1 protein-coding gene is annotated in these 348 nt (G+C 34.2%); it reads left to right on the top strand.

Annotated features, from left to right (window positions below; genetic code table 11):
- Positions 1-6 precede the first annotated feature (6 nt).
- A partial coding sequence (locus QWI17_RS01300; RefSeq protein WP_302720682.1) for an MFS transporter occupies positions 7-348 on the top strand: 342 nt, incomplete at its 3' end.

Genomic DNA, 348 nt, shown 5'->3' with positions numbered 1-348 from the left:
GATTTAATCGGAAATAAAATAAAATTTCTTCGCTTTTTTTGTTATTTAGGGTCGTTCTCATGTATCGGAATGTTTTTCTTCACATCGAGCGATTTAGTTTGGTTAGCTTTATTACTCAATATCACCGCAAGCATAGGTTTTTGGGGGAGTTTAGTTTTTGACAACGCCTATTTACCAGAAATTGTCTCAGACGAAAAAATGGACAAAGTTTCCGCTCAAGGTTATATGTTTGGTTATATTGGTTCTGTCATTTTATTGACGATTTGTTTAGCAATGATACAATTCGCCCCAGAAGAACAACAAGCTATGTTTACTCGAATAAGTTTCTTATTAACAGGAATTTGGTGG

The organism is Gilvimarinus gilvus (assembly GCF_030518155.1).
In the GTDB taxonomy this organism is placed as follows: Bacteria; Pseudomonadota; Gammaproteobacteria; order Pseudomonadales; family Cellvibrionaceae; genus Gilvimarinus; species Gilvimarinus gilvus.
Note: the sequence above shows the minus strand (reverse complement) of the source record. Positions and strands in the feature narration are given on the sequence as shown.